This window comes from Variovorax sp. YR216, from assembly GCF_900107745.1.
Taxonomy (GTDB): Bacteria; Pseudomonadota; Gammaproteobacteria; order Burkholderiales; family Burkholderiaceae_C; genus Variovorax.
In genome coordinates, this window is record NZ_FNRO01000003.1 from 529,289 (window position 1) to 552,780 (window position 23,492).

Genomic DNA, 23,492 nt, shown 5'->3' on the forward strand with positions numbered 1-23,492 from the left:
TCGAGTTCTCGATCGGCTTTCTTCCCTTCCCGAAAGACAGATTTCATGATCAACAAGATCGCGCGCTCGATCGCCGATGCGATGGCGGGCATCCAGGACGGCGCCACGGTGCTGATCGGCGGCTTCGGCACCGCCGGCATCCCCGGCGAGCTCATCGACGGCCTGATCGAGCAGGGCGCCAGGGACCTTACGGTGGTCAACAACAACGCAGGCAATGGCGACACCGGGCTGGCCGCGCTCCTCAAGGCAGGCCGTGTGCGCAAGATCATCTGCAGCTTCCCGCGCCAGGCCGACAGCTACGTCTTCGACGAGCTCTACCGCACCGGCAAACTCGAACTCGAACTCGTGCCGCAGGGCAACCTGGCCGAGCGCATCCGCGCGGCCGGCGCGGGCATTGGCGCCTTCTTCTGCCCGACGGGCTTCGGCACTCAGCTCGCGGGCGACCGCGAAACGCGCGAGATCAACGGCAAGCAGTACGTGCTCGAATACCCCATCCGTGGCGATGTCGCGCTCATCAAGGCCGAGCGCGGCGACCGCTGGGGCAACCTCACGTACCGCAAGGCGGCGCGCAACTTCGGGCCGGTGATGGCGATGGCGTCGAGCCGCACCATCGCCACCGTGCACGAGATCGCCGAACTTGGCGAGATGGATCCCGAGACCATCGTCACGCCCGGCATCTTCGTCCACCGGATCGTCAAGATCGACCGCGTCGCCACCCAGGCCGGCGGCTTCAAGAAGGCAGCGTGACCATGAGCAACTATCAACGCCGCACCAAGGACCAGCTCGCCGCGCGCGTCGCGCAGGACATCTTCGACGGCGCCGTCGTCAACCTCGGCATCGGCCAGCCCACGCTCGTCGCCAATCATCTGCCCGCCGGCCGCGAAGTCATCCTGCACAGCGAGAACGGCATCCTCGGCATGGGCCCCGCGCCTGCCGAAGGCGCGGAGGACTACGACCTGATCAACGCCGGCAAGCAGCCCGTCACGCTGCTGCCGGGCGGCGCGTTCTTCCATCACGCCGACAGCTTCGCGATGATGCGCGGCGGCCATCTCGACATCTGCGTGCTCGGCGCGTTCCAGGTGTCCGCAACCGGCGACCTCGCCAACTGGAGCACTGGCGAAGAGGGTGCGATTCCCGCCGTGGGCGGCGCCATGGACCTCGCCATCGGCGCCAAGCAGACCTGGGTCATGATGGACCTGCTCACCAAGAAGGGTGAAAGCAAGATCGTCGAGAAATGCACCTATCCTCTGACCGGCATCGGCTGCGTGAAGCGGGTGTATTCCGATCTCGCGACCCTCGAATGCACGCCTTCTGGCCTGAAGCTGATCGACAAGGTCGACGGCCTCGAACATGCCGAACTTGAAAAGCTGGTCGGCCTGCCGATCGCCGTCTGAATATCCGAAACCGACTGAGAGACACATCATGACCAAGGAAGCCTTCATCTGCGACGCCATCCGCACGCCCTTCGGCCGCTACGGCGGCTCGCTGTCGAGCGTGCGCGCCGACGACCTCGCCGCTGTGCCGATCCGGGCGCTCATGGAGCGCAACAAGAACGTGGACTGGCAAGCCGTTGCCGACGTGCTCTACGGCTGCGCCAACCAAGCCGGCGAAGACAACCGCAACGTCGCGCGCATGGCCGGCTTGCTGGCTGGACTGCCGATCGAAGTGGGCGGCGGCACCATCAACCGCCTCTGCGGCTCGGGCCTCGATGCGGTCGGCAGCGCAGCGCGTGCGATCAAGGCGGGCGAAGCCGGCCTGATGATCGCCGGCGGCGTCGAAAGCATGAGCCGCGCGCCCTTCGTGATGCCCAAGGCCGAAAGCGCCTTCAGCCGCAACAACGCGGCGTACGACACCACCATCGGCTGGCGCTTCGTCAACAAGCTGATGAAGGCGCAGTACGGTGTCGACTCCATGCCCGAGACGGCCGAGAACGTCGCGACCGATTACAAGATCGAGCGCGAGGCGCAGGACCGCATGGCGCTGGCTTCGCAGCAGCGCGCGGTTGCCGCGCAGAAGTCCGGCTTCTTCGATGCCGAGATCGTGCCCGTGAGCGTCGCTCAGAAGAAGGGCGATCCGATCATCGTCTCCAAGGACGAGCATCCGCGCGACACCAGCCTCGAAGCGCTCGCCAAGCTCAAGGGCGTGGTGCGCCCCGACGGCACCGTGACCGCGGGCAACGCCAGCGGCGTGAATGATGGCGCCTGCGCGCTGCTGCTCGCCGATGAAGCGACCGCCGCGAAGAACGGCCTCACGCCGCGCGCCCGCGTGGTGGGCATGGCGACCGCCGGCGTCGCGCCGCGCATCATGGGCATCGGCCCGGCGCCGGCCACGCAGAAGGTGCTCGCACTGACGGGCCTCAAGCTCGACCAGATCGACGTGATCGAACTCAACGAAGCCTTCGCTGCGCAAGGTCTGGCCGTCCTGCGCCTGCTGGGCCTCAAGGACGACGACGCCCGCGTCAACATCAACGGCGGGGCGATCGCGCTCGGCCATCCGCTGGGCGCCAGCGGTGCGCGTCTTGCGACCACCGCGATCAACCAGCTGCACAAGGGCGGCGGCCGCTATGCGCTGTGCACGATGTGCATCGGCGTGGGGCAGGGCATCGCGGTCATCCTCGAGCGCGTGTGATGTCGCACGCGCCGATGCCCGGCGTCATTCCGCGGCGCCTGTCCACACCTGCGTCGCGGCGGCAAGGTCTTCGAGTGCGCTGCCGACGGCCTTGAAGACCGTACGCTCCGACGGCGAAAGCCTCCCGGGCCTTTCGCCTCGGCAGAGCTGGGTGAGCGTGGCCTGGATGTCCTCCGGCGTGAGCGTCCCCGCGCTGAATGCGTCGAGCAGGTCGCCGGCCTTGGTCGGTGCTTCCTCCGTGTCGACGAAGACGCGCGCCCCGGCAAAGCACGACGGCTCGGCTTCCTTCATCGCGGGCGTGAAGCTGCCGATCAGGTCGAGATGCGAACCCGGCGCAAGCCATTCGCCGCGAACCAGCGGTGCGGTCGCGAGCGTCGCGCAACTCACGATGTCAGCGTGGCGCACGGCGGCCGGCAGGTCATCGACCGCTTCGGCATCCCAGCCCGCCTGCCGCCATTCGGCAGCGAGCGTGCGGGCGCCTTCGGGCCGGTGATTCCAGACACGCAGCTTGCGGATGGGGCGCGTGCTCGCATGCGCCGCCGGCAGAAGGCGCGCGACGCGGCCGGTGCCGAGCACCAGCAGCGTGGAGGCATCCTCGCGCGCGAGGAAGGACGCACCCAGCGCCGACGCGGCGGCCGTCCGATGCGCGGTGATCTCGTTGCCATCCATCTGCGCCAGCGGCACGCCGGTGTGCGCGTCGTACAGCACGTAGGTTGCGTGCAGGCCGGGCAGTCCGCGTGCGCTGTTGCCCGGGAAGATGTTGATCGTCTTGATGCCCAGGAAGCCGGCTTCGCTCCACGCCGGCATGATCAGCACCGTGCCGCGCGCACCGCCGCTCTCGATCGTGTGCACATGCCGCTGCGGCACCGATGCATGGCCCGTGAATGCCTCGCGCAATGCGGGCACGAGCCGGTCGAAGGCCAGGTGGGCGCGGGTCCGCGCTGCGTCGAAAGTCTTCATGCATGGAGAATGTAGCCTTCGCGCTTCCCCTGCGCCGCACTGCCGGCCGTCGCCATCGTGAGCCTTCCCGTCATCACCGATCCGCACTTCTACGCGGTTGCCATTCCTGCCGTGCTGCTGCTCGGCGTCAGCAAGAGCGGATTCGGCGCCGGGTTCGGATCCCTCGCCGTGCCGCTCATGGCACTGGCGGTCACCGTTCCGCAGGCGGCTGCAATCCTCATGCCGGTGCTGCTGCTCATGGACCTGCTGGGGCTGGCCGCTTTCCGGCGCGATTTCGACAGGCGGCTCCTGTGGTTCCTCATTCCGTGCGGGCTGGTCGGCACGTTGATCGGCACGCTGCTTTTCAAGGCGCTGCCCGCGCACACGGTCGCAGGCATCGTCGGGGTGTTCACGCTGATCTTCCTTGCGCAGCGGCTGGTGTTCCCGCCGAAGGCGAACTCGCCCCTGCCTTCGAAAGCCACCGGCGCGTTGCTGACCACGATCAGCGGCTTCACCAGTTTCATCGCCCATGCCGGGGGACCGCCGGTGACCGCGTACGTCATTCCGCTGCGCCTGTCGCCGTTGGCCTACACCGCCACGATGGCCTATTTCTTCTTCGTCGTGAATCTCAGCAAGTGGGTGCCTTATGCGTGGCTCGGCCTGCTGGACTGGCGCAATCTCGCGACCTCGCTGGTGCTGCTTCCGATCGCACCGCTGGGCGTGTGGGTGGGCATTCGCATCGCTCGCCGTATCGATGCCGCCTGGTTCTACCGCTTCGTCTATCTCGGCATGCTGCTGACCGGCATCAAGCTCACGTGGGACGGCTTCGTCGCGTGACGCACCATCGATGCAATGCCATCGATGTAATGCAAATCTCTACGATTGTCGCGATGTCTGCCAATCGGCAGAATTTCGGTATGTCCGCCCCGTCGACAATGCCTGCCAGTCTCGATGACGATGAGCTCCAGAGCCTCGCGTCGGAGTGGCGCATTCGCGCGATGCAGGGCGACCAGCTTGCGCACCGTATGGCGCAGGCGCTCGAGGCGGAACAACGCCGCCGAATCCGCGACACCGGCCTGCAGACGCTGCCGCCGGCCGCATCCTCGATGTATTCGCGCAAGAGGCCCTGGTGGAAGTTCTGGTGAGCAAGATTGATTTCGGCATCGGCCTGGCGCTGTTGAGTTTGTTCGGTGCGACCTTCCTCTCCAATCTCCTCGCCTATCTTCGCGACAGGTCGCGCGAGATCGATCCGATCACCCGCGAAGCCCGCGAGCTCCTGATGCGCGAGAGCGCGGCGCCGGTGCCGGACGGTCCCACCCTGTCGCCCGCGCATTGGGCACGGCTCGAAGCGATGCAGCCGAGCTGGCGCCGGGCCGCCATGCAGACGGCGCGCAGGCGCTACGCCGAGGCGCGTTCCGCCTACGCGCGCCATGACTTCAATGGCGAGCTTTACTACCCCAACCCCGCGCTCGTCGCCCGTGCCGCGCACGAGCTGCTGCGGATGACCGAGCGCTTCTAGCGCGCGAGCTTCAGGATGGCTGGTAGACCTTCTGCAGCAGGCGGATGAGCGTCTCGCGCTCGCGCGCCGTGAGCCGCGCGCTGGCGTCGGCTTCGAGCTCCGTCACGGTCCGCTCCGCCTCCCGGATCAGTTCTTCGCCGGCCGGCGTGAGATGCAGGCCGATCGCGCGCCCGTCATGCGGATGCGGACGCCGCTCGATCAGTCCCCGGCTGTCCATTGCAGCGATCAGGCTCACGAGGTTGGGCGGCAGGATGTCGAGCGTGGAGCACAGCTGCCGCGAGGTCGCGCCGGGGTTGTGAGCGAGCAGCGACAGCACCGAGAAATCCACTTGCTTGAGCCCGTAGGGGGCCATGCGTTCGGCGAACACCTGGCTCACCACCAGCCAGGCCCGGCGTGCGTTGTAGCCGACGAAGGTCTCTAGCACGCGGGTATCCAGACGATCGGACCGGGGAGCCTGCGCATGGGAGACGGGCGTGGTTTTCTTGCGGAGTGCTGGCATGAACGCGAGCGTAACTGCCTTCGGGATGCTTGCGGACCGCGTTTTCCCCGGCAGTTCAGGCCGCGGCCGGCATGGTCACCGCCTCGCAGGCACGCTTGACGATGCCGAGCCGCATCTCGAATTCCGGCAGCACCCAGCGCCGGAAGGCAGCGGCCGGCGCGGCCCAGCGGGCATCTCCCGGCGCGGCGTGTTCCAGCCGGGCCCAGGCCCATGCCAGGAAGGCCAGCATCACCACGCGCAAATAGTCGTCGGCCACCTCGTAGGGCAGCCTGGCGTCCTTGTCCGCCGCCATGGCGATCGTGGTCGTGAGATAGCGCAACTGCGCGAGCCGCCGCTGCACGTCGGCATCGATGTCGCGCGAGGCATCGAGCTCATCGCGCAGCTCGATCAGCAGGCCCGACATGCCGGCGCCGCCGTTGGCGAGCACCTTGCGCACCAGCAGGTCGATCGCCTGGATCTCGTTTGTGCCCTCGTAGATCATGGTCACGCGCGAGTCGCGCACGACCTGCTCGATGCCCCATTCGCGCACGTAGCCATGGCCGCCGAAGACCTGCAGGCATTCGCTCGCGCCGGTGAAGGCCTGCTGCGTGCACGCGGCCTTGATGACCGGCGTGACGAGCGCGCACCAGCGCTGCGCCTGTTCGCGCGCCTTGGGATCTTCGTCGTGCCGTGCCACGTCGAGCTGCACCGCGGTCCGGTAGGCGATGGCGCGGGCACCGTCGATCCACGCACGCTGGGTGTCGAGGATGCGGCGGATCGCCGGATGCTCCGCCACGAGGTCGGCCGCTTCGCCGCCGCGGCTCTCGGGCGCCGGGCCGGGCGCGCGCATCTGGCGGCGCTCGTGCGCATAGGCATCGGCCTTCTGCCAGGCCGCATCGAGCAGGCCGATGCCCTGCAGCGCGACATGCAGGCGCGCGGCGTTCATCATCACGAACATCGCGGCGAGCCCGCGGTTCGGCTCGCCGATGAGCCAGCCGGTCGCGTCGTCGAAGCGCATCACGCAGGTCGAGCTGCCGTGCAGGCCCATCTTTTCCTCGATGCGTTCGCAATGCACCGCGTTGCGCGATCCGTCAGGCAGCACCTTGGGAACCAGCACCAGCGAAAGACCCTTGGGACCCGCAGGCGCGTCCGGCAGGCGGCACAGCACGAGGTGGACGATGTTGTCGCTCAGGTCGTGCTCGCCGCCGGAGATGAAGATCTTGCCGCCCGAGACGCGGAAGCTGCCGTCGGCCTGCGGCACGGCGCGCGTGCGCACCTGGCCGAGGTCGCTGCCCGCGTGCGCTTCGGTCAGGCACATCGTCGCGAGCCATTCGCCGGTCGCGATCTTGGAGAGATAGCGCTGCTTGAGTTCGTCGCTGCCGTGGTGCCGGATGCACTCGTAGGCGCCATGCAGCAGGCCGGGCGCCATCGTCAGGCCGTGATTGGCCGCGCTGAGCCATTCGTAGAGCACCGCTTCGAGCACCGAAGGCAGTCCCTGGCCACCGTCGGCCGTCGCGGCCGAGAGCGCCGGCCATCCGCCATCGACGAAGGCGCGGTACGCATCGCGAAAGCCCGGCGGCGTGACGACCGCGCCATCGACCAGCCGGCAGCCGATCTCGTCGCCGTCGCGGTTGATCGGCGCGATGACTTCGGCAACGAACTTGCCTGCTTCCTCGAGCACCTGGCCTTGCAGCGCTTCGTCGTAGTCGGCAAAGGCGGGCAGGGCGTGCAGGCGGGGCACGGCGGCGAGCACCGCATTCAGGATGAAGCCCACGTCTTCGGGGCGAGGTTGGTAGTTCATGGCAATGGCTTCAAGGCGTGCGGGCGCGGCAGGCGAAGCTCGCGGCGGACTCCGCATCGCCGCCGGTATAGACCGCGACTTGCGGATAGGGGCACAGCGGGCGCGTGCGGCTCGGTGACCAGTCGGCCGGGACTTCGGTGTTGACCGCCGGCGTGCCCGGGCCGCGTGCGCTGGCGGTCACGCGCTCGGGTGCCTGCCCCTGTTCGACCCAGCTCACCAGCGCGGTGAGCATGTCGAACTGGTCTGTGGCCGGACCGCCGGCGCAGTGGTTCATGCCCGGCACCGGGAAGTAGCGCGCGAAGGACGATGCATCGCCGCCATTCGCGCCCTGCAGTCGCTCGTACCAGGCGGCGGTGTCGTCGGACGAGAACACCGGGTCGCTCGTGCCGTGGTAGACGATCATCTTCGCGCCGCGGTTGCGCAGCGTGGAGAGGTTCGACGCATCGGGCGGCGGCATGAAGGACATCGCCGATTCGCGGTAGACGGGGTCGGTCGCCTCGATCGCGGGCGCGTCCTTGTCCATGTCGAAACCGAGCGCGAAGGCGAGACCACCCGGTCGGTCGGCCATCGGCGGCGTGGCGAAGATGAAGCCGACCGCGCCGGCATCCCGGGTCGGCGGGCTCACGAACTTCCACTCGCGCCAGTTGCTGCCGCTGATGCCCGCATCGAAGGGAAAGCTGTTGTAGATGGGCTTGCCGGCGCTGTTGCGCGCACCTGCGAACACGTTGGCCAGCACGGTCTTCTGCGCGGAGGTGAGGCACTGGCCGTCGCGTGCGCCGGTGCAGGCCGGCACGTCGCGTTCGACGTCGAACTGGGTCTTGCAGGCCTTCACGTCGGAGACGATGCCGTCCGCCAGGCCGTCGAGGGCATCGCACCGGGCGAGCACGCGCTGTGCGACAAAATTCATCTCTGCGGGTGTGAACGCGCTCTGCAGGTCGGGTTGACCTGCCGTCACGTTGGCCACCTTCGCGTACTGCTGCGCCCCGTACAGCTGCGCCACGGCGGCGCGCGGCAGGTTGTAGCCGGGATCGCCCGCCAGTACGCCGTCGTAGTCGCGGGCCGACCGCGCCGCCGCCACCATCGCATGCCGGCCGCCATTGGAGCAGCCGCCGATGTACGACCGGTCCGGTCCGCGGCCGTAGGCCTTCGCGATCAGGTTCTTGGCCATTGGCGTGAGTTGCGCGACGGCGTTGTAGCCGTAGTCGAGCCGCGCCTGCGGGTCGATGCCGAAGCGCGGCCCCAGCGACCCTGCGTGACCGGCATCGGAACTGATCACGGCAAAGCCCATCTGCAAGGCCGTGCGGGCCGGTCCACCGCCGCCAATACCGCCCATGGCCGGAATCACCACGCCGTCGAGCCCGCCGTTGGCCTGATAGAAGAACCGGCCGTTCCAGTCGACCGGCAAACGCATCTCGAACCCGATCGCATAGCGGTTGCCATCGACCGCACTGACACGCTCGTGCATGCGGCCCTGCACCAGGCAATGGGCCGGTGCGTCGACACTGGCGTTGCCAACGGGCACCTTGCCGGCAGGAACTGCCGTGACCTGCGTGTAGAGGGCGCCCGGGAAGGCCGCCTTCTCCACCAGGTCGCTGCACACCTGGAGCATGCCCGGCTTCGCTGCCACGAGCTGCGGCGTCGAGCCGCCGGGTCCGCCCATGCCGGCACAGGCAGCGAGCAGCGTCGCACAGGTGCCGGCCGAAAGGCTCTTGCGTACGTCCATCGTTTTGTCTCCGTTGAGTGCCGGCGCGACTGTCAGCGCCGCTTGGTTCCGAGGTAGGTGTCGATGACGCGCGAATCGCTCGCGAGCTGTCGCGCTTCGCCTTCGACGCTCACGCTGCCCATTTCGAGCACGTAGCCGTGATCGGCCACTTCGAGTGCCGCACGCGCGTTCTGCTCCACCAGCAGGATCGTCACGCCGGTCTGCCGCAAAGCGCTCACGGTGCGGAAGATCTCCTGCACCACCAGCGGCGCGAGTCCGAGGCTCGGTTCGTCGAGCATCAGCAGCGCGGGCCGCGACATCAGCGCGCGGCCGACCGCGAGCATCTGCCGTTCACCGCCCGAGAGCGTGCCCGCGAGCTGCGTGCGGCGTTCCTTCAGGCGCGGGAAGATGGTGTAGACCTCGTCGATGCGTTCGCGCCATTGGCGGTTGCGAAGGCGCACCTGGCGGAAGCCGCCGAGCACGAGGTTGTCTTCCACCGGCATGGTGCCGAAAAGCTCGCGCTTCTCGGGCACCAGCGCGACGCCGAGCATCACGCGCTCTTCGAGCGACAGGCTGTCGATCGGCTGGCCGCGGAACTCGATCACGCCCTTGGACGGCAGCACGCCCATCAGCGCATTGAGCAGCGTGGACTTGCCCGCGCCGTTGGGGCCGATCACGGTGACGACGCTGCCCTGGCCGGCTTCGAGGTCGATGCCGTGCAGCACTTCGGCGCGGCCGTAGCCGGCGCGCAGGTTGCGGATTCGGAGGAGGGGCGTGGTCATGTCAGTGTTCCGTTCCGAGGTAGGCGGCGCGTACCTTCGGGCTCTCCTGCACTTCGGCCGGCGTGCCTTCCATCAGGTGCGTGCCGAATTCCATCACCACGATGTGGTCGCAGATGTCCATCACGAGGTCCATGTCGTGCTCGACCAGCAGGATGCTCATGCCTTCGTTGCGCAAGGTGCGCAGCACGTCGGCCAGCGCCTGCTTCTCCTTGTGCCGCAGGCCGGCGGCCGGTTCGTCGAGCAGCAGCAGGGCCGGGTCGGCGCACAGGGCGCGGGCGATCTCCAGCAGGCGCTGCTGGCCCATCGCGAGGTTGCCCGCGAGCTCGTGCAGGTAGTCACCCATGCCGACGCGCTGCAGTTGCCGTTCGGCTTCGCGCAAGAGTTGGCGCTCCTCGGCGCGGTCGGTGTGCAGCATCGCGGCGATCGCGCCCTTGCCGCCGCGCAGATGCGCGCCCAGTGCGACGTTTTCCAGCACCGTCATGTCCGGCACCATCTTCACGTGCTGGAATGTGCGCGACACGCCACGCTCCGCGATGGCGCGCGACGAAAGACCGCCGATGGCTTCGCCGCGGAATCGCACGTCGCCGCCCGACAGCGACAGCACGCCGGTCACGAGATTGAAGGTGGTCGACTTGCCTGCACCGTTCGGGCCGATGAGACCGACCACCTGGCCGGCGCGTGTCTGGAAGCTGATGTCGTTCACCGCGACGAGGCCGCCGAAGGTCTTGCGGATCGATTGCACGTCGAGCACGACCTCGCCTTGCGCGGGCTTGGTGCGTACCGGAAGGTCCGCCGCGTCCTGCCAATCCACCACACGCTGCCTGCGCGGCAGGCGTCGGTCGACGAAGTCCCAGAGCCCGTCCGGCAGGTACTTGAGCACCAGCACGATCATGATCCCGAAGACGATCAGCTCGTAGCTGCCGCTGGTGCCGATGAGCTTCGGCAGCAGCACCTGCAACTGGTCTTCGAGCAGCTTGACGACGCCGGCGCCGGCGAGCGCGCCCCACACATGCGCCGCGCCGCCGAGCACCGTCATGAAGAGGTACTCGATGCCCATCTTGATGCCGAAGGGCGACGGGTTGACCGTGCGCTGGAAATGCGCGAAGAGCCAGCCCGAGACCGACGCCAGCATGGCGGCCAGCACGAAGATGCCGACCTTGTGGCGCAGGGTGTTCACGCCCATCGCCTCGGCCATCTGCGAGCCGCCCGCCAGCGCGCGGATGGCGCGGCCGCTGCGCGAATCGAGCAGGCGGATCACCGCGAACGCGGCGACGAGCGCGAAGGCCCAGGTGACTGCATAGAAGCCGCGCTGCTGGCCGACGTCGAGGCCGAAGAGCTGCAGCCCCTTCACGCCGAGGATGCCGTCGTACTTGCCCAGCGCCTCGAGGTTGCCCATCAGGTAGTAGAGCGACAGCGCCCAGGCGATGGTCGCCAGCGGCAGGTAGTGGCCCGACATCCGCAGCGTGATGCCGCCGATGATCGCGGCGCTGATGCCGGTCAGCGCCAGGCCGATGAACAGCGTGAGCCAGGGCGAGAGGCCGTAGTTCACGCTCAGGTACGCCGTGGTGTAGGCGCCGATGCCGACGAAGGCCGCCTGCCCGAACGAGGTGAGGCCGCCCACGCCGGTGAGCAGCACCAGGCCCAGCACCGGCAGCGTGTAGATGCCGATGTAGTTGAGCTGGATGATCCAGAAGTTGGGCAGCGGCAGCAGCGGCAACACGGCGAGCACGATCACCAGCGCGAGCGGGCCCCAGGTGCGCAGCCGGCTCTTGCGCGTATCCGCGATGGGGAGATTCAGCGTAGCTTGCATGTCAATGCTCCTCATCCGAGTGGCCGCTGCGCAGCGAGCGCCAAAGCAGGACGGGAAGGATGATGGTGAACACGATCACTTCCTTGAACGAGCTGGCCCAGAACGACCCGAAGGATTCGATCACCCCCACGCCGAGCGCACCGATCAGCGCACCCGGATAGCTCGCGAGCCCCGCGATGACGCCGGCGACGAAGCCCTTGAGGCCGATGAGGAAGCCCGAGTCGTAGAAGATGGTGGTGGTCGGCCCGATCAGCAGGCCCGAGAGCGCGCCGATCAATGCCGCCATCGCGAAAGTCAGTTGCCCCGCGGCTTGCGTCGAGATGCCCATCAGGCGCGCACCGAGCCGGTTGACCGCCGTCGCGCGCAGCGCCTTGCCGTAGAGCGTGCGCTCGAAGTAGAGCCACAGCATCACGATCAATGCAGCCGAGGCGAGGAAGATGATGATCGCCTGCCCGTTCACGTTGAGCGGGCCGACGGAGAACCGCTCGTCCCAGAACGGCGGATTGCGGAAGCCTTCGGCGCCGAAGAACAGCAGGCCGAGTCCGGTCATCGCGAAATGCACGCCGACCGAGACGATCAGCAGCACCAGCGAGCTCGCGCCCGCCAGCGACTGGTACGCCACGCGGTAGACCAGCGGCCCGAAGGCGGTGACGATGCAGAGCGTGAGAAACGCCTGCACCGCCAGGGGCAGGTTGCGCGGCGCGGCCCACGCCGACACCGCGCAAACGATGGCCGGCAGCACGAACGTGCGCCCGGCCGCCTTGAGCGCCGGTGCGAGACGTCCGCGATGCCGCCAGGTGTCGACGAGCTCCATGACGGCCGCGACCCCCGCGAGGATCAGCAGCAGCCAGACCGTGCCGGGCACCTTGCCGGTCTGGAAGATGGCGAGCGTGAGCGCGCCATAGGCGACGAACTCGCCCTGCGGGATGAAGATGACGCGGGTCACCGTGAACACGAGCACGATGCCCATGCCGAGCAGCGCGTAGATCGCCCCGTTCGTGAGTCCGTCCAGCGTCAGGATGCTGGCAATTGAGAAGTCCATGGCGGGGCTCTGCGCGATTCGCTGGCTGCGTTTACTGCGGTTGCTCGACCTTGAACTGGCCGCCCACGACCTTCAGCATCACGCCGGTTTCGTTGGTGTAGCCCCAGTGGTTCTGCGGCGTCCACTCGAGCACGCCGTGCGCGATCGTGGTGCGGCCCATGGTCTCGAACGCATCGCGCAGGGCGGCGCGGAACTCGGGCGTGCCGGGCTTGGCCTTCTTGAGCGCGATCGGCACCGCCTTTTCGAGGATCGTGAGCGCGTCGGCGCTGTGGGCGGCGAACTGGTTGCGCGAGTTGGGACCGTAGGCCTTCTCGTACTCGGTGACGAAGGCGACGGCCTGCTTCTTCGACGGATGGCTCTCGGGCAGCTGCTCGGCGACGGTGGCGGGGCCGGACACGACGAAGGTGCCCTCGGCATCCTTGCCGGCGGTGCGCATCAGGTCCTGCGTCGCCGCGGCATGCGTCTGGTAGACCTTGCCCTTGAAGCCGCGCTCCATCACTGCCTTCTGGGGCATGCCCGCGCCGCTGCCCGAGGCCACGATCAGGATCGCGTCCGGATTGGCCGAGGTGAGCTTCAGCACCTGCGCGGTGACGCTGGTGTCGGCACGACCGAAGCGCTCGGCGGCCACGATCTTCATGCCGTTCTTCTCGGCCTCGGCGGTCAGTGCCTTGAGCCACAGTTCGCCGTAGGCGTCGGTGTAGCCGAGGAAGCCGATGGTCTTCACCTTCTGGCTCTTCATGTGCTGCACGACGGCATAGGCCATCACGTCGTTGGATTGCGGCAGGCGGAAGGTCCACTTGTCCTTGCCCGGCGGCAGGCCGGCCGGCGAGGCGGCGAGCTGCGCCGTGCCCGATTCGGCCGCCACGTCGGCCATGGGGATCGCCACCGGCGTCGCGGCCGAGCCGATGATGACGTCGACCTTGTCTTCCGTCACGAGGCGCTGCGCGTCCTTCACGCCGGTGGTCGGGTCGGTGGCATCGTCGAGCACCACCACCTTGAGGTTCTCGCCCGCGATGGACTTGGGCCACAGTGCGATCTGGTTCTTCATCGGAATGCCGAGGCCGGACGCCGGACCGGTGAGCGGCAGCACCACGCCCACCGTGAGGTCGGCATGCGCGAGGCTGAAGAGGCCGAGCGTCAGCGCGGCGGCAAGGGTTGCTTTCTTGAAGTTCATGTGACTGTCTCCTTGGGTCGCTACAAAAGTTCGGTTCAGCGGGGTGCCATGCGCAGCGCGCCGTCGAGGCGGATCACTTCGCCGTTCAGGTGGCCGTTGGTCACGAAATGGCAGGCCAGCTCGGCGAATTCCGACGGCTTGCCCAGGCGTGGCGGGAAGGGGATCGATGCGGCAAGCGACTGCTGGACGGGCTCCGGCAGCTCCTTGAGCAGCGGCGTCGCGAACAGGCCGGGCGCGATCGTGCACACGCGGATGCCGTGCTGCGCGAGATCGCGTGCCATCGGCAGCGTCATGCCGACCAGGCCGCCCTTCGAGGCGCTGTAGGCCTGCTGGCCCACCTGGCCGTCGAATGCCGCGACCGATGCGGTGAAGAGCATCGTGCCGCGCTCGCCGCCTTCCATGGGCTCGAGCTTGGCGCAGCGCGCCGCGAACAGGCGGCTGATGTTGTAGGCGCCGATCAGGTTGACGTTGACCACGCGCACGAAGTCTTCCAGCGGCGCGGCGTTGCCGTCCTTGCCGACGATGCGCTTGGCGCTGCCGATGCCGGCGACGTTCATCAGGATGCGCGCCGGGCCGTGCGCGGCCTCGGCCTTGTCGAGCGCCGCATTGACGCTGTCGGCCTGCGTGATGTCGCAGGCGCAGGCAATACCGCCGATTTCCGCGGCGACCTTCTCGGCCAGTGCGGCGTTGAGGTCGAGCACCGCCACCTTGGCGCCGAGCCGCGCGAGCTCTCGCGCGGTGGCTTCGCCCAGGCCCGATGCGCCGCCGGTGACCAGCGCGGCTTGTCCTTGGATGTTCATGGCTCTTTGTCTCCTTGGGTTGATCAACGGGCCTTCAGCGTGAAAGGCAGGGTGTCGGCATGCAGGGCTTCGACCAGTTCCGCGCGGTGCTTGAGGACGGCTCGCTGGTTGATGGAGCCCTTGTCGGTGACTTCGCCCTTGTCGATCGAGGGCGGCTCCGAAACGATGTGCGCCCGCGCGATGCGGTTGGCGCTGCCGGTGCTCGATGCGGCGAGCGTGTCGAGCAGTTGCTGGAACTGCGCCTGCACCGCCGCGCTTTCGACCACCTCGCGCATCGGCGCATCGGCCGCAAGGCCCGCGAGCTGGCGCACGGCCTGCGTCGGGAAGAGCAGGGCGCCGACCTCCTTGAGGTTGATGCCGGTCAGCACCACGTCCTGCACATAGGGTGCGCCGGCCGTGATGATCTTCGCGCGCAGCGGCCCGACGCTCACGAAGGTGCCGGTGGCGAGCTTGAAGTCCTCGGCGATGCGACCGTCGAAGCGCAGGCCGCGGTGGATGTTGGTCTCGTCGATCCACTGCACGGCGTCGCCGGTGCACAGGTAGCCTTCCTCGTCGAAGGCCTCGCGCGTGGCTTCCGGCGAACGCCAGTAGCCGGGCGTGACGTTGGGGCCGCGATAGCGCACCTCGACCTTGTCGTCGACCTCGATGAGCTTGAGCGTCATGCCCGGCGTCGGCACGCCGACATCGCCGGCGCGCACGTCGGGGCTGTTGATGAACATCGCCGAGGGGCCGGATTCGGTCATGCCGAGGCCGGTCGCCATCACGATGCGCTCGCCGATCTCGGCTTCCTGGATCGAGTGCAGCAGGTCCCACACCGGCTGCGCGAGCGCCGCGCCCGAATAGAAGAACATGCGCACGCGCGACAGCAGCGTCTTGCGCAGTTGCGCATCCGTCTGCATGGCGTGCGCGATCGCCTCGAAGCCAGTCGGCACGTTGAAGTAGACCGTCGGCGCGACCTCGCGCAGGTTGCGCAGGGTCTCGGCCATGCCGGCGGGCGTCGGCTTACCGTCGTCGATGTAGAGCGTGCCGCCGTGGTAGATCGTGATGCCGACGTTGTGGTTGCTTCCGAAGGTGTGGTTCCACGGGAGCCAGTCGACGAGCACCGGCGGCTCCTCGGCGAGCGACGGCATCGACTGCGCGATCTGCACCTGGTTGGCGCACCACATGCGCTGGGTGTTGATGACCGCCTTGGGCATCTTGGTCGAGCCCGAGGTGAACAGGAACTTGGTGATCGTGTCTGGCCCGGTGGCGGCCATCGCGGCATCGACGGCCGGCGTGGCGGGCGTGTCGAGCAGCCTCTGGAATGGGGTGATGGCGCGGCCCGCGAGATCGGCCGAGGGGGTTTCGCGGTGCAGCACCACTTCGACGTCGGCGGGCACGACTGAAGCGATCGCACGGCCGAAGCGCGTCGCGTCGCTCGCGAACACCAGTCCAGGCGTCAGCGTGTTGAAGATGTGGCGCAGCTTCTCGTAGTCCTGGCTGACGGTGGAATACGCGGGCGATGCGGGGCAGTAGGGGATGCCGGCATAGATGCAGGCCAGTGCGAGCTGCGCGTGCTCGAGGCTGTTCTCGCTCAGGATCATCACTGGCCGCTCGGCATTCAGGCCGCGGTTCAGCAGCGCCTGGCCGATGCGGCGGGCGTCCTGCAGCGCCTTCGCATAGCTCAGATGCTGCCACTCGCCGGTGCTGCCGTCAGGCAGTTGCTCGCGACGCGCCATGAAGCTGCGGTCGGGTGCGGTCTCGGCCCAGTGCATCAGGCGGTCGGTGATGCGCTCGGCGTAGCTGCCGAGCGGCTCGGACGCTTCGATGTAGCGAACGCCGGGGGCGCCTTCGCGCACCTTGACGTGACGCACGCCGAAGGTCACGGGCCGGTAGCGTGGCGTGATGGTGGGTTGGCGAGTGGCTTGCATGGAAATCCCGGGGTGTCTCAGTTCTTCTGGACCTTGGCGGCCTTGCCTTCGAGGAAGGCGCGCACGCGCTCCTTGGCATCGGGGGCGGCCTGGGCGATGCCGGCCATGAGGGCTTCGGTGAAGAAGCCGTGGTCGGCCGGCTGTTCGGCGATGCGCGGCAGCGCGTGCATCAGCGCGTAGTTGGTCAGCGGCGCGTTCGTCGCCACGCGCTTGGCAAGCTCCACCGCCTTGTCGAAAGCGGTGCCTTCGGGCACGAGGTATTGCGCGAAGCCGGCGCGTTCGCCTTCCTCGGCGTTGTAGACGCGGCCGGTGAGCATCATGTCGGTCATGCGCGCCGCGCCGATCAGCTTGGGAATGCGCACCGAGCCGCCGCCGCCGACGAAGATGCCGCGCGAGCCTTCGGGCAGCGCGTAGAAGGTGGTGCTGTCGGCCACGCGGATGTGGCAGGCGCTCGCGAGCTCCAGGCCGCCGCCGACCACCGCGCCGTGCAGCGCAGCGATCACCGGCACGGGGCCGTGCTGCACGAGGTCGAGCGCCGCATGCCACATGCGCGAATGGATGAGTCCCTGGCCCGCATCGCGCTCCTGCAGCTCGGACAGATCGAGGCCGGCGCAGAAGTGCGGACCCTCGCCGTCGATGACCGCGGCGCGCACCGAGGAAGGTAGGTTTTCAAATGTGTTGCGCAGCGCGAGGATGAGCGCATCGGACAGCGCGTTGCGCTTGCTGGCGCGGGTGAGGCGCACGATGGCGATGTTGTCCTGGAGTTCGAGCTGGAGATCGGTGTGGGTCATGATTGCATTCCGGGTTGCGATCGATTATGGTTATGAAAAATAACCAATTCAAGCCGCATACTGACCTGCGGCATGAGGACTTACCCTAAGCCTAAAACCCGTTGGAGACAACGCCATGGACTACGAGAACCTGATTGCCATCGACACGCACACGCACGCCGAGGTGAGTTGCTGGAATCCCTTCGACAACTACGGCGAGGAATACGACCGCGCAGCCGACAAATACTTCCGTTCGAGCCGCCGGCCGACCATCCAGGAGAGCATCGACTACTACCGCGAACGCAAGATCGGCCTCGTGATGTTCATGGTCGACGCGGAGTCGAATCTCGGCCGCCGCCGCATCCCGAACGAGGAGATCGCGGAGGCCGCGCAGAAGAACCCGGACATCATGATCGCTTTCGCCAGCATCGATCCGCACAAGGGAAAGATGGGCGCGCGCGAGGCGCGGCGGCTCATCGAGGAGCACGGCGTCAAGGGGTTCAAGTTCCATCCGACGGTGCAGGGCTTCCACCCCTACGACCGGATGGCCTGGCCGATCTACGAAGTCATCAACGAATACGGCCTGCCGGCGGTCTTCCACACCGGCCACAGCGGCATCGGCTCCGGCATGCGCTGCGGAGGCGGGTTGCGGCTCGAGTACAGCAACCCGATGCATCTCGATGATGTCGCCATCGACTTCCCCGACATGCAGATCGTCATGGCGCACCCGAGCTTCCCGTGGCAGGACGAGGCGCTGAGCGTGGCAACGCACAAGCCAAACGTCTGGATCGACCTCTCTGGCTGGAGCCCCAAGTACTTTCCGAAGCAGCTCGTGCAGTATGCGAACACGCTGCTCAAGGACCGCGTGCTCTTCGGCAGCGACTACCCGCTGATCACGCCCGACCGCTGGATGAAGGACTTCGAGGAAGCCGGCTTCAAGCCCGAAGTGATGCCCGGCATCCTCAAGAACAACGCGATCCGCCTCCTCAAGCTCGCCACCAAGTAGGTCCATCGCAACCGGTACAGCCGAGACCAGAAATCTCGCGGAACCGGCTTTGCCGGCCCGCCGGGATTGCCCCCGGCGAGGGGGTGGAGAGCGACACGAAGTGCGCGAGCCTGGGGGTGAGCTCTATACCTGATCCCAGTCGACGTGGGTGCGTTGCCGCCGCTCCTCGCGCTCGCGCGCCATCTGCTCCTGGAACTGCTGGCGGCCTTCCTTGGCCACCGCGATCAGCTTGGCGCGGTCCTTGTAGTGCGGATAGGTCTCGTGCATGAGCTGAATGTTGCGCAGGCGGAAGCGCATCGCCGATTCGCGGGCCTCGTGGGCCGGCCACCCGAGCCCCTCGAGCACCGAGCGGGCGCTGCGCAGCGAGGACTCGAACATTTCGCGCTCCACCGTCTCGATCTTGCGGTCGAGCAGCTGGTAGACATGCGCCACGTTGCGCGCCCGCGCGATGATCTTCGCGTTGGGGAAATGCTCGCGCAGCAGGTCGACGATCTTGAGCGACTGTTCCATGTCGTCCACCGCGACCACCACGACCTTGGCGGTGCCGGCGCCCGCGGTGCGCAGCAGGTCGAGCCGGGTCGCGTCGCCATAGAACACGCGGAAGCCGAACTCGCGCAGGCTTTCGATGGTGTCGGGGTCGTGGTCGAGCACGGTGATCTTCAGGCCTTGCGCAACCAACATGCGGCCGATGATCTGCCCGTAGCGGCCGAATCCGCAGATGACCACCTTCGCGTCCTGCTGCTCGGAGATTTCCTCCATCGAGGTCGGCTTCTGGAGGCTGTGGCGCGCCAGCACCCACTTGTCGATCGCCACGAGCAGCAGCGGCGAAAGCAGCATCGACAGCGCGACCGCACCGATCAGGAACGAGGCGACGCCGGGCGGCAGCACGTCCGGTCCGGCCGCCTGGAACACCACGAAGGCGAACTCGCCGCCCTGGGCGAGCAGCAGCGTGAGCACCGGCCGCTGCTGGTAAGGCACGTGCATCAGCCTGGAGAGGCCGTAGATCACGGCGGCCTTCAGCACCATGAAGCCGATGACCACCGCCGCCATCAGCAATGGATGCGCGATCAGCACGCCGAAATCGATGCTCATGCCCACCGCGATGAAGAAGAGGCCGAGCAGCAGGCCCTTGAAGGGCTCGATGTCGGTTTCGAGCTCGCGGCGGTATTCGCTTTCGGCCAGCAGCACGCCGGCGAGAAAGGCGCCGAGCGCCATCGAGAGACCAATGAACTGCATCAGCGCGGCGATGGCGACCACCAGCAACAGAGAGGCGGCGGTGAAGATCTCGGGCGTCTTGCTGCGCGCGATCCATCGCAGCAGCGGCCGCAAGGCCAGCCGGCCGCCGATCACGATGGCGGCGATCACGGCGACGATCTTCAAGCCCTCGGTGAGACGGTCGAGCCCGCTCGCGCCCGTGTCGACGTCGTGACTGACCGCCAGCAGCGGCAGCAGCGCGAGGATCGGAATGGCTGCCACGTCCTGGAACAGCAGGATCGAGAAGCCTGACTGGCCGCTCGGCGTCAGCAGCAGGTTGCGTTCCCCGAACACCTGAAGCGCGATCGCGGTCGACGAGAGCGCGAGCCCGAGCGCCGCCACCAGTGCGACGCGCCAGCCGGCGCCCGCCACGAAACCGGCGAGGAACAGAACCGCCGCGCAGCCCAGCACCTGCGCCGAGCCCCAGCCGAAGATCGGTCCGCGCAGGCTCCAGAGGCGCTTGGGCTCCAGCTCGAGTCCGACGAGGAACAGCATCAGCACCACGCCGAATTCGGCGAAATGAAGGATGTCCTCGACGTTCGTGACCAGCCCCAGGCCCCAGGGACCGATGGCGATGCCGGCTGCGAGGTAGCCAATGATCGAGCCCAGCCCGATGGCCTTAGACAGCGGTACGACCAGCACCGCGGCGCCGAGATAGATGAGCGAGTTGAGCAGCCAGCCCGGCAGGTGGTGTTCCATCGTCAAGCTTCTTCCTGGCCGAGGGGCCGATCGGTTTCGGGCACCACGCAACTCGCGCATCCGCCCAGGTCGTCCAGTTCGGGCCAGTTCGGGTAGGTCTGCAGCCGGTCCTTGAAGACCGCCACGTGCTCGGCCACGGCGGCATCCGATGCGCTGCGGGCGCCGTGGAAGATCAGCGGCGGCAGGAAGCGCATGCCGCACAGGGCCGCGGTCTGCTCGTAGGGCGGAAGGAACGCGTCGAAGAAGTACCGGTTGTAGCGCTGCGGGTGATAGCTCTCTTCCGGTCCGCCGGTGGTCGCGACGAGCCAGACATCCTTGCCTTCAAGCGTGTTGCCGCCTCGGCCGTAGGCCCAGCCGTAGCTAAAGACATCGTCCAGCCAGAGCTTCTGCAGCGACGGCATCGAGTACCACTGGATCGGATGCAGCAGCACCAGCATCTCGGCGCGGGCGAGCCGGGCCTGCTCGGTCTTCACGTCGATCGCGTAGTCGGGGTAGCTGTTGTAGAGGTCGTTCACGTCGATGCCCGGGACATCGCGTGCCGCCTTCAGCAACTGGAGGTTGACGCGGGAATCTCGCCATCGGGGGTGCGCGGCGATCACGTAGATGCGGGCGTCGCTTTCCGTATTTGTTGTTGTCGGCATCCCGAGAACATAGCGCACTCGGCGGGCCGCTACCATGGCGCCTGTCTTCAGCCTCGAGGAGTCACAGATGCCGGTGATCCTGGTCGCCAATCCCAAGGGCGGGGTCGGCAAATCCACGCTTGCGACGAACATCGCGGGTTACCTCGCCAGCCGCGGCCATGCGGTGATGCTCGGCGACATCGACCGCCAGCAGTCTTCCAGACTCTGGCTCAGCCTGAGGCCGCCCGAGGCGCGCGAGATCAGGACCTGGGACGCCTCGGAGGACGGCGACGTGGTCCGCCCGCCGCGTGGCACGACGCATGCCGTCCTCGACACGCCGGCGGGCTTCCACGGCTCGCGCTTCAAGGAGGCCGTCGCACTCGCCGACAAGGTTCTGGTGCCGCTCCAGCCCAGCATCTTCGACATCTATGCGACCCGCGAATTCCTCGACAGGCTGCTGTCGCACCGCCGCATCGACAAGACGCATGTGGCCGTGGTCGGCATGCGGGTGGATGCGCGCACCCTCGCGGCCGAACGCCTGCGGGAATTCGTGGCCGGGCTCGACGTGACCGTGCTCGGCGAGCTGCGCGACACGCAGAACTACGTGCAGCTTGCGGCTCGCGGGCTGACGCTGTTCGACATCGCGCCGGGCCGGGTTCAACGCGACCTCGAGCAATGGGCGCCGATCTGCCGCTGGCTGGACCAGTAGCTCGCCCCCAGCCTCGCCCACTTCGTGTGGCTCTGACACCCCCTCCGGGGGCGACCCCAGCGGCCCGGCAAAGCCGGTTCCGCGGGGTTTCCCGGCTCGGCTCGGGGCTGGTTTTCCCTATGTGCTTTTGTCGCCGCGCGGACATGCGGGGTCGAACCCGGCCGCTAAAGTGATTCGCATGACAAAGACCTTCCAGACCCTTCAGGATCTGGCCGCGTGCGTCGGCCAGGAAGTCGCGGTGAGCGAGTGGATCACCATCACGCAGGAACAGGTGAACCTCTTCGCCGAGGCGACCGGCGACCATCAATGGATTCACGTCGACGTCGAGAAGGCCAAGGCCGGGCCTTTCGGTGGGCCGATCGCGCATGGCTTTCTGACGCTCTCGCTGGTGCCGCGCATCTTCGAGACCGCCATCAGCGTGGTCGAGTCGAGCATGGGGGTGAACTACGGGCTCAATCGCGTGCGCTTCATGTCGCCGGTGCCGGTCGGTGCGCGGGTGCGCGGTCGCCTGAAGCTGCTGGCGTCGGAGCCGATCGCGAACAACGGGCTGCAGATGACGTGGGAGGTCACCATCGAGCTCGAAGGATCGCCCAAGCCGGCCTGCGTCGCGGAATCGGTGGCGCGGCGCTATCCCTGATTGCCTACGCGAATCCGTTCTGCCGCCACGCCTCGAACACGGTCACCGCGACCGCGTTCGACAGGTTGAGGCTGCGCTGTCCTTCGCGCATCGGGAGGCGCAGGCGCTGCGCCGGCGGGAAGGTCTCGCGCAGCTCAGGCGCCAGTCCGCGGGTTTCGGCGCCGAAGACGAGCCAGTCGCCGGGACGGAAGGCGACGTCGTACACCGGTTGCGAGCCGCGCGTGGTGAGCGCGAACATGCGATCGGTGGGAGGCCGTTCGGCGTCCAGCAATGCCTGCCAGCTCGGATGCCGGAGCACTTTCGCGTACTCGTGATAGTCCAGGCCGGCCCGGCGCAGCAGCTTGTCGTCCATGGAAAAACCGAGCGGTTCGACCAGATGCAGCGTGCAGCCCGTATTGGCCGCCAGCCGGATCACGTTGCCGGTGTTGGGTGGGATTTCGGGCTCGACGAGAACGATATGGAACATGGCTGCGATTGTCCGCGCCGCCGTGGCGATCAGGCCGGCGGGTCCGTTCGCGCCAGCACGATCGCGGTGATGTGCGATGCGCCGCCCCTGCGCAACACCTCTGCGGCGGTGAAGACGGATGCACCGGTGGTCATCACATCGTCCACCAGCACGACACGCCGGCCACGAACGGCGGTGGCCCGGAGCGGCTCCAGGGCGAACATGCCGCGGAGGTTGCTCAGTCGTTCGGCGCGCGTCAGTCCGCGTTGAGCGGGCGCTTCGCGGGTCCGCAGAAGAACCCCGGGGTCGGTGGTGGCCGGCGCGAGGCGTTTGGCCAGTTCGTGCGCCTGATTGAAGCCCCGTTCGCGCAGCCGCGCCGTGGTGAGCGGCATCGGCAGAACGAGGTCGGCTTTTTCGATGGCCGCCTCGATCCATGGCGCGCTTCGAAGGAGCGTGGCAAGCGGCGAGGCCAGTCCGGCGCTGCCGCGAAACTTGAACTCGGCGATGCGCTCCGGCCAGGGCCACTCATAGGCGCAGGCTGCGTGGCACGCGTCCAGCGGCGGCGGGCTCGACACGCAGGCGCTGCAGCGCGAAACGCCCGGCGGCAGGGGCAGCGCGCAGGTCATGCATCGCGGTTTCGGCGGCGCGAAGCGCGCCACGCACGCATCGCAGATCGGCCGTGCAGGCCAGGCCCGGCAAACCGAACACTGGCTCGGCAGCCCGGCGGCAACCGATGAGAAAGCCCTTTGGGCCCAGCGTCTGAACAT

At 67.7% G+C, this 23,492-nt stretch carries 24 protein-coding genes; 9 read left to right on the plus strand and 15 right to left on the minus strand.

Going from position 1 to position 23,492, the window contains the following annotated elements:
• Positions 1–45 precede the first annotated feature (45 nt).
• Genes BLW05_RS12385 through pcaF form a run of 3 tightly spaced genes read left to right on the plus strand, consistent with a single transcriptional unit; the run spans position 46 to position 2,628 of the window.
• Positions 46–747 carry a 3-oxoacid CoA-transferase subunit A gene (locus BLW05_RS12385; protein WP_093162859.1) on the plus strand — a complete coding sequence of 234 codons (702 nt, stop codon included), beginning with the start codon at positions 46–48 and terminating at the stop codon, positions 745–747.
• Positions 748–749: 2 nt separating this feature from the next.
• On the plus strand, positions 750–1,394 hold the full coding sequence (locus BLW05_RS12390) for a 3-oxoacid CoA-transferase subunit B (protein WP_093162860.1): 645 nt from the start codon (positions 750–752) through the stop codon (positions 1,392–1,394).
• 28 nt (positions 1,395–1,422) lie between these two features.
• On the plus strand, positions 1,423–2,628 hold the full coding sequence (pcaF, locus tag BLW05_RS12395) for a 3-oxoadipyl-CoA thiolase (RefSeq protein WP_093162862.1): 1,206 nt from the start codon (positions 1,423–1,425) through the stop codon (positions 2,626–2,628).
• A 24-nt stretch (positions 2,629–2,652) separates the two neighbouring features.
• Here the strand turns inward: pcaF and BLW05_RS12400 are convergent, their stop codons facing one another.
• Positions 2,653–3,588 (minus strand): bifunctional Delta(1)-pyrroline-2-carboxylate/Delta(1)-piperideine-2-carboxylate reductase, encoded by a 936-nt coding sequence (locus tag BLW05_RS12400; RefSeq protein WP_093162863.1) that lies wholly within the window; start codon positions 3,586–3,588, stop codon positions 2,653–2,655.
• Positions 3,589–3,645: 57 nt separating this feature from the next.
• Between BLW05_RS12400 and BLW05_RS12405 the strand changes: the two genes are divergently transcribed.
• From BLW05_RS12405 to BLW05_RS12415, 3 genes are all read left to right on the plus strand, one after another.
• Positions 3,646–4,404, plus strand: coding sequence for a sulfite exporter TauE/SafE family protein (locus BLW05_RS12405; RefSeq protein ID WP_093162865.1), 759 nt, complete (start codon positions 3,646–3,648; stop codon positions 4,402–4,404).
• An 80-nt stretch (positions 4,405–4,484) separates the two neighbouring features.
• Positions 4,485–4,712 carry a hypothetical protein gene (locus BLW05_RS12410; protein WP_256330236.1) on the plus strand — a complete coding sequence of 76 codons (228 nt, stop codon included), beginning with the start codon at positions 4,485–4,487 and terminating at the stop codon, positions 4,710–4,712.
• Entirely contained in the window at positions 4,709–5,086 is a 378-nt protein-coding gene (locus BLW05_RS12415) for a hypothetical protein (protein ID WP_093162868.1), read from the plus strand. The genes BLW05_RS12410 and BLW05_RS12415 overlap by 4 nt, the downstream gene beginning before the upstream one ends.
• 10 nt (positions 5,087–5,096) lie before the next feature.
• Here BLW05_RS12415 and BLW05_RS12420 read toward each other — a convergent pair whose 3' ends face one another.
• From BLW05_RS12420 to BLW05_RS12465, 10 genes are read right to left on the minus strand one after another with little or no spacing between them, the layout of a single operon-like run.
• Positions 5,097–5,585, minus strand: a complete 489-nt coding sequence (locus tag BLW05_RS12420) for a MarR family winged helix-turn-helix transcriptional regulator (RefSeq protein ID WP_093162869.1) — start codon at positions 5,583–5,585, stop codon at positions 5,097–5,099.
• Positions 5,586–5,640: 55 nt separating this feature from the next.
• Positions 5,641–7,365, minus strand: a complete 1,725-nt coding sequence (locus BLW05_RS12425) for an acyl-CoA dehydrogenase family protein (protein ID WP_093162871.1) — start codon at positions 7,363–7,365, stop codon at positions 5,641–5,643.
• A 10-nt stretch (positions 7,366–7,375) separates the two neighbouring features.
• A complete protein-coding gene (locus BLW05_RS12430; RefSeq protein ID WP_093162872.1) occupies positions 7,376–9,088 on the minus strand; it encodes a tannase/feruloyl esterase family alpha/beta hydrolase in 1,713 nt (570 codons plus the stop codon).
• A gap of 32 nt (positions 9,089–9,120) precedes the next feature.
• Positions 9,121–9,849, minus strand: a complete 729-nt coding sequence (locus BLW05_RS12435; RefSeq protein WP_093162874.1) for an ABC transporter ATP-binding protein — start codon at positions 9,847–9,849, stop codon at positions 9,121–9,123.
• Position 9,850: 1 nt separating this feature from the next.
• Entirely contained in the window at positions 9,851–11,659 is a 1,809-nt protein-coding gene (locus BLW05_RS12440) for a branched-chain amino acid ABC transporter ATP-binding protein/permease (RefSeq protein WP_093162875.1), read from the minus strand.
• A gap of 1 nt (position 11,660) precedes the next feature.
• Positions 11,661–12,701 (minus strand): branched-chain amino acid ABC transporter permease, encoded by a 1,041-nt coding sequence (locus BLW05_RS12445; protein ID WP_093162877.1) that lies wholly within the window; start codon positions 12,699–12,701, stop codon positions 11,661–11,663.
• Positions 12,702–12,732: 31 nt separating this feature from the next.
• Positions 12,733–13,875, minus strand: coding sequence for an ABC transporter substrate-binding protein (locus BLW05_RS12450; protein ID WP_093162878.1), 1,143 nt, complete (start codon positions 13,873–13,875; stop codon positions 12,733–12,735).
• Positions 13,876–13,910: 35 nt separating this feature from the next.
• Positions 13,911–14,675 carry an SDR family NAD(P)-dependent oxidoreductase gene (locus BLW05_RS12455; RefSeq protein ID WP_093162880.1) on the minus strand — a complete coding sequence of 255 codons (765 nt, stop codon included), beginning with the start codon at positions 14,673–14,675 and terminating at the stop codon, positions 13,911–13,913.
• Between the two features lie 23 nt (positions 14,676–14,698).
• On the minus strand, positions 14,699–16,585 hold the full coding sequence (locus BLW05_RS12460) for a feruloyl-CoA synthase (RefSeq protein WP_093162881.1): 1,887 nt from the start codon (positions 16,583–16,585) through the stop codon (positions 14,699–14,701).
• A 17-nt stretch (positions 16,586–16,602) separates the two neighbouring features.
• Positions 16,603–17,376 (minus strand): crotonase/enoyl-CoA hydratase family protein, encoded by a 774-nt coding sequence (locus BLW05_RS12465; protein ID WP_093162883.1) that lies wholly within the window; start codon positions 17,374–17,376, stop codon positions 16,603–16,605.
• 115 nt (positions 17,377–17,491) lie between these two features.
• Between BLW05_RS12465 and BLW05_RS12470 the strand changes: the two genes are divergently transcribed.
• Positions 17,492–18,361 (plus strand): amidohydrolase family protein, encoded by an 870-nt coding sequence (locus tag BLW05_RS12470; RefSeq protein WP_093162884.1) that lies wholly within the window; start codon positions 17,492–17,494, stop codon positions 18,359–18,361.
• A 123-nt stretch (positions 18,362–18,484) separates the two neighbouring features.
• On the opposite strand, the gene kefC is transcribed toward BLW05_RS12470, so the two are convergent.
• Together kefC and BLW05_RS12480 are read right to left on the minus strand one after the other, a co-directional pair.
• A complete protein-coding gene (gene kefC / locus BLW05_RS12475) occupies positions 18,485–20,314 on the minus strand; it encodes a glutathione-regulated potassium-efflux system protein KefC (protein WP_093162886.1) in 1,830 nt (609 codons plus the stop codon).
• 2 nt (positions 20,315–20,316) lie between these two features.
• Entirely contained in the window at positions 20,317–20,955 is a 639-nt protein-coding gene (locus BLW05_RS12480; protein ID WP_093163176.1) for a glutathione-regulated potassium-efflux system oxidoreductase KefF, read from the minus strand.
• A gap of 67 nt (positions 20,956–21,022) precedes the next feature.
• Between BLW05_RS12480 and BLW05_RS12485 the strand changes: the two genes are divergently transcribed.
• Together BLW05_RS12485 and BLW05_RS12490 are read left to right on the plus strand one after the other, a co-directional pair.
• Entirely contained in the window at positions 21,023–21,643 is a 621-nt protein-coding gene (locus BLW05_RS12485) for a ParA family protein (RefSeq protein ID WP_093162887.1), read from the plus strand.
• A gap of 169 nt (positions 21,644–21,812) precedes the next feature.
• Positions 21,813–22,280 carry a MaoC family dehydratase gene (locus BLW05_RS12490; protein ID WP_093162889.1) on the plus strand — a complete coding sequence of 156 codons (468 nt, stop codon included), beginning with the start codon at positions 21,813–21,815 and terminating at the stop codon, positions 22,278–22,280.
• 4 nt (positions 22,281–22,284) lie between these two features.
• On the opposite strand, the gene BLW05_RS12495 is transcribed toward BLW05_RS12490, so the two are convergent.
• On the minus strand, positions 22,285–22,746 hold the full coding sequence (locus tag BLW05_RS12495; protein ID WP_093162890.1) for a tRNA (cytidine(34)-2'-O)-methyltransferase: 462 nt from the start codon (positions 22,744–22,746) through the stop codon (positions 22,285–22,287).
• Between the two features lie 29 nt (positions 22,747–22,775).
• Positions 22,776–23,492: a ComF family protein gene (locus BLW05_RS12500; RefSeq protein ID WP_093162892.1), complete on the minus strand. Its 717-nt coding sequence runs from the start codon at positions 23,490–23,492 to the stop codon at positions 22,776–22,778.

Bases quoted from the DNA above. Each gene is read 5' to 3' on its own strand.
- BLW05_RS12410 (WP_256330236.1), top strand. From the start codon at position 4,485: ATGTCCGCCCCGTCGACAATGCCTGCCAGTCTCGATGACGATGAGCTC.
- BLW05_RS12400 (WP_093162863.1), bottom strand. From the start codon at position 3,588: ATGAAGACTTTCGACGCAGCGCGGACCCGCGCCCACCTGGCCTTCGAC.
- BLW05_RS12425 (WP_093162871.1), bottom strand. From the start codon at position 7,365: ATGAACTACCAACCTCGCCCCGAAGACGTGGGCTTCATCCTGAATGCG.
- BLW05_RS12440 (WP_093162875.1), bottom strand. From the start codon at position 11,659: ATGCAAGCTACGCTGAATCTCCCCATCGCGGATACGCGCAAGAGCCGG.
- BLW05_RS12485 (WP_093162887.1), top strand. From the start codon at position 21,023: ATGCCGGTGATCCTGGTCGCCAATCCCAAGGGCGGGGTCGGCAAATCC.
- BLW05_RS12470 (WP_093162884.1), top strand. From the start codon at position 17,492: ATGGACTACGAGAACCTGATTGCCATCGACACGCACACGCACGCCGAG.
- BLW05_RS12445 (WP_093162877.1), bottom strand. From the start codon at position 12,701: ATGGACTTCTCAATTGCCAGCATCCTGACGCTGGACGGACTCACGAAC.
- BLW05_RS12455 (WP_093162880.1), bottom strand. From the start codon at position 14,675: ATGAACATCCAAGGACAAGCCGCGCTGGTCACCGGCGGCGCATCGGGC.
- BLW05_RS12430 (WP_093162872.1), bottom strand. From the start codon at position 9,088: ATGGACGTACGCAAGAGCCTTTCGGCCGGCACCTGTGCGACGCTGCTC.
- pcaF (WP_093162862.1), top strand. From the start codon at position 1,423: ATGACCAAGGAAGCCTTCATCTGCGACGCCATCCGCACGCCCTTCGGC.
- BLW05_RS12460 (WP_093162881.1), bottom strand. From the start codon at position 16,585: ATGCAAGCCACTCGCCAACCCACCATCACGCCACGCTACCGGCCCGTG.
- BLW05_RS12435 (WP_093162874.1), bottom strand. From the start codon at position 9,849: ATGACCACGCCCCTCCTCCGAATCCGCAACCTGCGCGCCGGCTACGGC.
- BLW05_RS12450 (WP_093162878.1), bottom strand. From the start codon at position 13,875: ATGAACTTCAAGAAAGCAACCCTTGCCGCCGCGCTGACGCTCGGCCTC.
- BLW05_RS12420 (WP_093162869.1), bottom strand. From the start codon at position 5,585: ATGCCAGCACTCCGCAAGAAAACCACGCCCGTCTCCCATGCGCAGGCT.
- BLW05_RS12390 (WP_093162860.1), top strand. From the start codon at position 750: ATGAGCAACTATCAACGCCGCACCAAGGACCAGCTCGCCGCGCGCGTC.
- kefC (WP_093162886.1), bottom strand. From the start codon at position 20,314: ATGGAACACCACCTGCCGGGCTGGCTGCTCAACTCGCTCATCTATCTC.
- BLW05_RS12480 (WP_093163176.1), bottom strand. From the start codon at position 20,955: ATGCCGACAACAACAAATACGGAAAGCGACGCCCGCATCTACGTGATC.
- BLW05_RS12500 (WP_093162892.1), bottom strand. From the start codon at position 23,492: ATGTTCAGACGCTGGGCCCAAAGGGCTTTCTCATCGGTTGCCGCCGGG.
- BLW05_RS12385 (WP_093162859.1), top strand. From the start codon at position 46: ATGATCAACAAGATCGCGCGCTCGATCGCCGATGCGATGGCGGGCATC.
- BLW05_RS12465 (WP_093162883.1), bottom strand. From the start codon at position 17,376: ATGACCCACACCGATCTCCAGCTCGAACTCCAGGACAACATCGCCATC.
- BLW05_RS12495 (WP_093162890.1), bottom strand. From the start codon at position 22,746: ATGTTCCATATCGTTCTCGTCGAGCCCGAAATCCCACCCAACACCGGC.